At 72.1% G+C, this 7,202-nt stretch carries 7 protein-coding genes; 2 read left to right on the top strand and 5 right to left on the bottom strand.

Going from position 1 to position 7,202, the window contains the following annotated elements; genetic code table 11:
- Nucleotides 1-65 precede the first annotated feature (65 nt).
- From ABD366_RS24780 to ABD366_RS24765, 4 genes are all read right to left on the bottom strand, one after another.
- A complete protein-coding gene (locus tag ABD366_RS24780) occupies nt 66-287 on the bottom strand; it encodes a hypothetical protein (RefSeq protein WP_324766518.1) in 222 nt (73 codons plus the stop codon).
- A gap of 526 nt (nt 288-813) precedes the next feature.
- Nucleotides 814-1,995 (bottom strand): serine hydrolase domain-containing protein, encoded by a 1,182-nt coding sequence (locus ABD366_RS24775; RefSeq protein WP_411293623.1) that lies wholly within the window; start codon nt 1,993-1,995, stop codon nt 814-816.
- A gap of 164 nt (nt 1,996-2,159) precedes the next feature.
- Nucleotides 2,160-2,840, bottom strand: a complete 681-nt coding sequence (locus ABD366_RS24770) for a glycerophosphodiester phosphodiesterase (RefSeq protein WP_324766520.1) — start codon at nt 2,838-2,840, stop codon at nt 2,160-2,162.
- A gap of 28 nt (nt 2,841-2,868) precedes the next feature.
- Complete coding sequence (locus ABD366_RS24765; protein ID WP_324766521.1) at nt 2,869-3,957, bottom strand: adenosine deaminase; 1,089 nt, start codon at nt 3,955-3,957, stop codon at nt 2,869-2,871.
- A 74-nt stretch (nt 3,958-4,031) separates the two neighbouring features.
- On the opposite strand from ABD366_RS24765, the gene ABD366_RS24760 reads away from it, so the two are divergent.
- Nucleotides 4,032-4,772, top strand: coding sequence for a DUF4190 domain-containing protein (locus tag ABD366_RS24760; RefSeq protein ID WP_324766522.1), 741 nt, complete (start codon nt 4,032-4,034; stop codon nt 4,770-4,772).
- 88 nt (nt 4,773-4,860) lie between these two features.
- Here ABD366_RS24760 and ybiA read toward each other — a convergent pair whose 3' ends face one another.
- On the bottom strand, nt 4,861-5,439 hold the full coding sequence (gene ybiA, locus ABD366_RS24755) for a riboflavin biosynthesis intermediates N-glycosidase (RefSeq protein ID WP_324766523.1): 579 nt from the start codon (nt 5,437-5,439) through the stop codon (nt 4,861-4,863).
- 217 nt (nt 5,440-5,656) lie between these two features.
- Between ybiA and ABD366_RS24750 the strand changes: the two genes are divergently transcribed.
- On the top strand, nt 5,657-7,198 hold the full coding sequence (locus ABD366_RS24750; protein ID WP_324766524.1) for a gamma-aminobutyraldehyde dehydrogenase: 1,542 nt from the start codon (nt 5,657-5,659) through the stop codon (nt 7,196-7,198).
- Nucleotides 7,199-7,202: the final 4 nt, after the last annotated feature.

Raw genomic sequence — 7,202 nt, 5'->3', positions numbered from 1 at the left:
GGGGGTCTCCCGCCGGTCGGACGGGCCGGTCTCATCCGGCGACGCGGACGGGTCGGAGGGTGCGGTCACGGTGCGCCGTCCTCCTTCTCGTGCGGGGAGGCGGTCACACGGTGGCCGGAGGCGGGGGTGTGGTCCGGGCGGGCCGCACGAGTGATCTGCTGCACGGTCAGGCCGAGCGCGGGCGCGAGCGCGGCGACCGCCGCGACCTGCCCCATGGCGACCATCGCGACGCTCCAGGCGAAAACCGTGAGAGTGGCCGCAACGAGCCATATCTGCTTTCGTTCCACGGGACCTCCAGAAGTCGGGCCTTCTCGAAGCCCGCCGGCCCATCCGGAAGCCGACGGGTCCCAGGACAGGGCGGGTGCCGAGCCCGTCCGCCGGGGAGGTCAACCACAATGACCGCAGGGGCAGTTGTTACGCCACGTGATCATGGATTCACGGAACAATGCCGGTCATCGAGCGGTCGGCGACGACCGTGCGTGACCGATCGGTGACTAAAAAGCGAGCAGGTCGTGCCCCGGAGGCGTGGAAGTTCCCGGTTTTCCTTGCATTACGGGAGTCGAAGCACCTGAATGGGGGTGAGGCACCTTCGGTGTCGGCCTTCCCATCCGGAAGGGCCCGCTCCCGTGCCGAGAAGTTGGGGGGCGTGCAGCTCTGTTCTCGCCTGGCCGTCCATAGCGGCCAGGCGAGAGCACGGTGCGGTCGAGCGCAGCGTGCCTGGAACCGTAGTGCACCCCACCGACAACGCCCTCCGGCGCACCGATCGCGTGGCGGACGGGGCACGCCGATCGCGTGGCGGCCGGGTTCTGCGGCTCAGTCCAGATTCTTGAGCGTCGCGAGCACGATGCGCTGGGCCACCGCGTTCATGTCCTCGCCCTTCGCGTCGGTGGAGTTGACCGAGTAGACCAGCGTGCGGGACAGGTCGCGGGTGGCGCCGACCACCGAGTTGTAGCCGTAGCGGCTGCCCGTCTTGAGCCAGACGACCTTGCCGTCGTCGGACGTGAAGCGCTGAAGGCCCGCGCTCATCGTGGCGCCCTCGATGCCCGCCGGTACCGTGAACATCTCCCGCAACTGCGGCTGCGGCACGATCCTTCCCCGGAACAGGGACGTGATCAGCCGCTCCAGGTCGGCCGTCGTGGAGATCATGTCGCCGCCCGCGAGACGGTCGTACTGGTTCCACTCGGTCACGTCGAGCAGCTTGCCGCCGGAAAGCTGGTAGCCGCGGTTGTGCGGGCCCCGGATGCGGGGATCCGTGCCGGGGAAGTACGTGTGCCGCATCCCCGCCGGACGCAGCACGAGCCGCTCGGCCCCGGCCGCGAACGGACGGCCCGTGACCTTCTCCACGAGGAGGCCGAGCAGGGTGTAGTTGATGCCGAGGTACTCCTGCACCGTGCCCGGGGCGTGCGCGCGGCCCGCGGCGACCGACCCGGCGACGACCTGCCGCGGGGTCAGGGTCTCGAAGCGGTGCGAGTACGCCTCCTCGAAGTCCGCACCCCAAGACGTACCCGGCTTCAACCCGCTGGTGTGGTTCAGGAGTCGGCGTACGGAGATGGGGTCGGGGAACGCGCCGGCGTTCGGCGCGAACAGGTCCGGGAGGTACTCCTGCACGGGCGCGTCCAAGTCCACCCTGCCGTCGGCGGCGAGGCGCAGCACGACGGCCGCCGTCACCACCTTCGTCGTCGAACCCGCCCGGAAGCGGGCGTTCTCCAGGGCCTTCGCCCCCGTGCGCAGATCTCGCACGCCCGCGACTCCGTGCCAGGACCCGCTCGTGCCGCCGACCCGTACGAGGGCCGCGGTGGCGTCCTGGTCCGGCAGGCCGCTGATGGCCGCCCGCAGGGCCGAGGCGTCGGGTGCGGAGTGTGTGGAGTGTGCGGAGTGTGTGGCTGCGTGTACGGCGGGGTGCGGCGCGGCGGTGGCGAGTGGGGCCGCGACGGCGCCGAGGGCGAGGACGGTGGACACGGCGAGGGCGCGCAAGGCATGACGGTGCGGCTTCAACTGGGGCTCCCGGTACGGTCGTTGGCCCGAGCGGGCCGATGTGCACCATCCTCTGCGGCCGCCGGGGTTCGTAGATCGTCGCCGGGGAGGAGCACCGACCCCGGTAGTCACCCGGGCGGTGCCCTAGGGGCAGCCATCAGGAAAGCCCTAGGGGCAGCCTGTGCTCACTCGTTGCGGAGCGCTGTCAGGAGGTCGACGCGGTTCGTCGTGATCGAGTCGGCGCCCGCGGCGAGCAGCCTGCGCATCGAGCGCCGGGTGTCCGGTGTCCAGGCGGAGACCAGGCAGCCGTCGCGGTGGACGCGCGCCGCCAGCTCCCGGGTGACCAGGGGGAAGCGGTAGTTGAGCCAGCGCGGGCGGACCGCGTCGAGCAGGGCGCGACGCGGCGGGGCCAGGGACGTCCAGGTCAGGGCGATCTCGGCGGCCGGGTCCGCGGCGCGCACCTTGAGCATCGTCGCGGCGCCCGCGCAGTAGTGGACGCGCTCCTCGGCGCCGCAGTCCCGGACGGTGGCGACGACCGTGCGGACCGTACGGGTGTCCGCGCCCGGCAGATCGATCATGACCCCGCCCTGGGCGGCCGCTTCGAGGGCGTCGACGAGCGTGGGCACACCGCCCGCCGTCAGCCCGCGCACCTCGTCCGCGGAGAGCGCGGACAGCGGACGGTCGTGCTCCCACAGGCGTTTGAGCGTCGAGTCGTGCAGGAGTACGGGTACGCCGTCGCGGGTCAGGCGGACATCGACCTCCACCGCGTCCGCGCCCTTCTCCAGCGCGGAGCGCAGGGAGGGGAGGGTGTTCTCGCGGACGCGATAGGGGTCGCCACGGTGGGCCACGGCAGTCACAGTGCGCATGGCCACCATTGTGGGGCGGACGGGGCGGTTACGCGCCGGCGAGCCAGCGGTCCGTGTACGTGTCGATCTCCGCGGTGATCCGCGCCTTGCCGGGCTCGTCGAGGAAGGAGGCGTGCACCGCGTTCTTCGCCAGGCCGGCCAGACCCCGCTCGTCGAGGTCGAGGAGGCGGGCCGCGACCGCGTACTCGTTGTTGAGGTCCGTGGAGAACATCGGCGGGTCGTCCGAGTTGATGGTGACGGTCACGCCCGCGTCCACGAACTGCCGCAGGGGGTGCTCGTCGAGGGTGGTGACCGCGCGCGTCGCGATGTTCGACGTCGGGCATACCTCGAGCGGGATCCCGCGCTCGGCGAGGTGCGCGAGCAGCTTCGGGTCCTGGGCGCTGGACGTGCCGTGGCCGATGCGCTCGGCGCCCAGGTACGTCAGCGCGTCCCACACCGTCTCCGGACCGGTCGTCTCGCCCGCGTGCGGTACGGAGTGCAGGCCCGCGGCGATCGCGCGGTCGAAGTACGGCTTGAACTGCGGCCGGGGCACGCCGATCTCGGGTCCGCCGAGCCCGAACGAGACCAGGCCCTCGGGGCGCAGCGCGTCGTCCGTCGCGAGCCGCGCCGTCTCCTCGGCCGACTCCAGGCCCGCCTCACCGGGGATGTCGAAGCACCAGCGCAGCACCGTGCCGAACTCCGACTCGGCGGCCTTGCGGGCGTCCTCGATGGCGTCCATGAACGCGCGGGCGTCGATGCCGCGGCGGGTGGAGGAGAACGGGGTGAGGGTCAGCTCGGCGTAGCGCACGTTCTGCCGGGCCATGTCGCGGGCCACCTCGTACGTGAGGAGGCGGACGTCCTCCGGCGTACGGATCAGGTCGACCACGGACAGGTACACGGTGATGAAGTGCGCGAAGTCCCGGAACGTGAAGAAGTCCCTGAGGGCCTCGGGATCCGTGGGCACCCCCGCGTCGGGGTGCCGGGCGGCGAGCGCCGAGACGATCCTGGGTGAGGCGGAGCCCACGTGGTGCACGTGGAGTTCGGCTTTCGGCAGTCCGGCGATAAAGGTCTGCAGGCTCTGGCTCACGGATTCCTCCCCAGGAACTCGGGTGATCGGCTGATCGGGGTACCCGGGCATCGTATGCGGCCGGGAGAGCCCGGCCGCGGGCCCCGTAGCATGTCGGGACCGACGAACCGAAGGGGGCGCTTCACATGGCAGGCGGCACCACACCGCAGGGCAACGACCCCTGGGCCGCGCCGCAGGACGCGGCGGCACAGCAGCCGAAGGGGCCGGACGGGCCGAAGGGGCCGGGCGCCCGGGGTCTGCACGAGAGCCAGACGGTGACGGCGATGCCGGCCCATCACGCACCTCAGGCACCGCAGCCGCCTCAGGCATCGCAGGCACCGCAGCCTCCCCAGGCCCCGCAGCCGCCGCAGGCCCCGCAGCCTCCCCACGCGCCTCACGCACAGCAGGCCCCGCAGTCCCCGTACGCGCCGGTGCCGCCCCAGTCCCCGTCGCCGTACGCGGCACCGCCCGTACAGCAGGGCGGCGGCCCGGTGCCGCCCCCGCCGGTCGCGCCCGGCGGTCCGGGCCTGCCGTCCTACGGCAGCTACCAGGGCGCCCCGCAGTACGGTTACCCGGCGCAGCAGCCCCCGCCGTACGGAGCCGCGCCCCAGTACGGCTGGCCCGGCGGGATGCCGCCGCAGCCGAGCAACGGCATCGGGGTCACCGGCATGGTGACCGGCATCGTCTCCGCCGTGCTGTGCCTGATGTGGCCGCTCGCCATCATCCTGGGCATCCTCGGCATCGTCTTCGGCACCCTCGGCCGCGGCAAGGCCAAGCGCGGTGAGGCGAGCAACCCGGGGCAGGCGCTGACCGGCATCATCTGCGGCTCGTTCGGACTCGTCGTGGGGCTCGGGTTCCTCGTCCTGCTGATCGGGATCAACCGCTGAGCTGAGCCGGACCCAGGTATCGGGCTCGGGGCCATGCCCCGGGCCCGTACGCATGTCGGGCCGCATCCCAGGAACACGCGGCCGGCCGTCAGGCCCCCGCGGCCAGCCGCCCCCGCGCCTCCATGAGCGCGAACCCCAGCAGGTTCGGCCCTCTCCACGTCCGGGGGTCCTGCGCCGCCGCGTCGTCCGCCGCCAGGCCGATGCCCCATATCCGGTCCACCGGGCTCGCCTCCACCAGCACTCTCCCGCCCGTGCGGAGCAGAAAGTCCCGCAGGTCCGGATCCGCGGCGAACTTGTGGACGCTGCCCTCGACGACGATCCGGAACCGCTCCCGCAGCCACACCGCGTCGTCGAAGTCCCGCACCAGACGGCCCGCCTTCTTCGCCTGGGACGGATGGGCCGCCGCCAGCACCTGCCGCTCGGCCTCCGCGTCGTCGAAGAGCCGGGCCTTCGACGCCATCATCCAGTGCTCCGCCGTCGCGTACTCCACACCCTCCACGGTGAACGGCGACGGCCACCACTGGCTCAGGCAACTCGGCCCCAGCGCCCCGTCCTTGCGCGGTGCGTGCCCCCAGAAGTGCAGATACTTCACGCGCGCCCCCGCAGCAAGGGCCGCGACCAGCGCTTCCCTGCTGTCGATCTTCATCTCGTCCCCCAAGATCCCCATGCACGCGAGTCTGGCACGCACCACTGACACTCCGTCCTGGGTTTTCCAAGGCGACTCGACACCTGGTCGACAGATTCCGTCGCGTAACCAAAAGGCAACAACGGAATCACTTGTTGCAGTAGTGGCCCTCTGTCAGGATCGGCACTCAAATCGAGCTGGAGCCACGCCGGGGCCCGCGGGACGGGACGCCGGCGGCGGAGAGCGAGAGCGAGCACTCATGCACCACCCCACCTCGGCCCACCCCCTCACGGCCGCGTCGGTCGCCGCCACCGCGCGGGAGCGCTTCGCCGGCGGAGCGAACTTCGTCGCCGGACGCCCGGCCGACGGCACCTCGGGCCGCACCCACGCCGTGGTCGACCCTGCCACCGGCGAGTCCGTGTACACGTACGAACTGGCGGGCGCGGGCGACGTGGACGCCGCCGTCGCCGCCGCCCGTGCGGCCTTCCCGCAGTGGTCGGGCGCGACGCCGGGCGAGCGCTCCGACGCGCTGCACCGGTTCGCGGGGGTGCTGGCCGAGCGGGCCGAGGAGTTCGCGGCTCTGGAGTCGCTGCAGTGCGGCAAGCCCCTCAAGCTGAGCCGCGAGTTCGACGTCCCCGGGACCGTCGACAACGCCGCGTTCTTCGCGGGCGCCGCCCGCCACCTGCAAGGTCAGTCGGCCGGTGAGTACAGCGGCGACCACACCTCCTACGTACGCCGCGAGCCGATCGGCGTCGTCGGCTCCGTCGCGCCCTGGAACTACCCGCTCCAGATGGCCGCGTGGAAGGTGCTGCCGGCCATCGCCGCCGGGAACACCATCGTCCTCAAGCCCGCCGAGCTGACGCCGTTCACCTCGGTGCTGTTCGCGCAGGCCGCGACCGAGGCAGGGATCCCCGACGGCGTCGTCAACGTCGTCACGGGCGCGGGCCGGGACGCGGGCGAGCACCTGGTCGGGCACCCGGACGTCGCCATGACGTCCTTCACCGGCTCCACCGCCGTCGGCAAGCGCGTCGCCGAGATCGCCACCGCCACTGTCAAGCGGCTGCACCTGGAGCTCGGCGGCAAGGCCCCGTTCGTCGTGTTCGACGACGCGGACCTGGAGGCCGCCGTGCACGGCGCCGTCGCGGGCGCCCTCATCAACACCGGGCAGGACTGCACCGCCGCCACGCGCGCGTACGTGCAACGACCCCTCTACGAAGCCTTCGTGTCCGGCGTCGCGGACCTGATGGGGACGGTCCGGGTCGGCGACCCGTTCGACCCCGACACCGATCTCGGCCCCCTCATCTCGCACGCCCACCGCGACCGGGTCGCGGGCTTCGTCGACCGGGCGCGCGGCTACGCGCGCGTGGTGACCGGCGGTGAGGCCCCCGACCACCCCGGCGCCTTCTACCGGCCGACCCTCATCGCCGACGCCGCGCAGGACAGCGAGGTCGTCCGGTCCGAACTCTTCGGGCCCGTCCTCGTCGTCCTGCCCTTCGACAGCGACGAGGAGGGCATCCGGCTCGCCAACGACACCCCTTACGGACTTGCCGCCTCCGCCTGGACCCGGGACGTGTTCCGCGCGAACCGTGCCACCCGCGCGATCAAGGCGGGCTGCGTCTGGATCAACGACCACATCCCGATCCTCAGCGAGATGCCGCACGGCGGCTACAAGGCGTCCGGCTTCGGCAAGGACATGTCCGCGTACTCCTTCGAGGAATACACCCAGATCAAGCACGTCATGTTCGACAACACCGCGCTCGCCAGGAAGGACTGGCACCGCACGATCTTCGGGGACCGATAGCAGC

The organism is Streptomyces kunmingensis (assembly GCF_039533535.1).
GTDB classification, from domain to species: Bacteria; Actinomycetota; Actinomycetes; order Streptomycetales; family Streptomycetaceae; genus Streptomyces; species Streptomyces kunmingensis.
The sequence above is the reverse complement of the archived record's forward strand: the minus strand, read 5'-3'. Positions and strand labels throughout refer to the sequence as shown.

What these genes read in the sequence shown, in the direction of transcription:
- ABD366_RS24770 (WP_324766520.1), bottom strand. Translation starts at nt 2,840, where the DNA reads ATGCGCACTGTGACTGCCGTGGCCCACCGTGGCGACCCCTATCGCGTC.
- ABD366_RS24765 (WP_324766521.1), bottom strand. Translation starts at nt 3,957, where the DNA reads ATGCCCGGGTACCCCGATCAGCCGATCACCCGAGTTCCTGGGGAGGAA.
- ABD366_RS24760 (WP_324766522.1), top strand. Translation starts at nt 4,032, where the DNA reads ATGGCAGGCGGCACCACACCGCAGGGCAACGACCCCTGGGCCGCGCCG.
- ybiA (WP_324766523.1), bottom strand. Translation starts at nt 5,439, where the DNA reads ATGGGGATCTTGGGGGACGAGATGAAGATCGACAGCAGGGAAGCGCTG.
- ABD366_RS24750 (WP_324766524.1), top strand. Translation starts at nt 5,657, where the DNA reads ATGCACCACCCCACCTCGGCCCACCCCCTCACGGCCGCGTCGGTCGCC.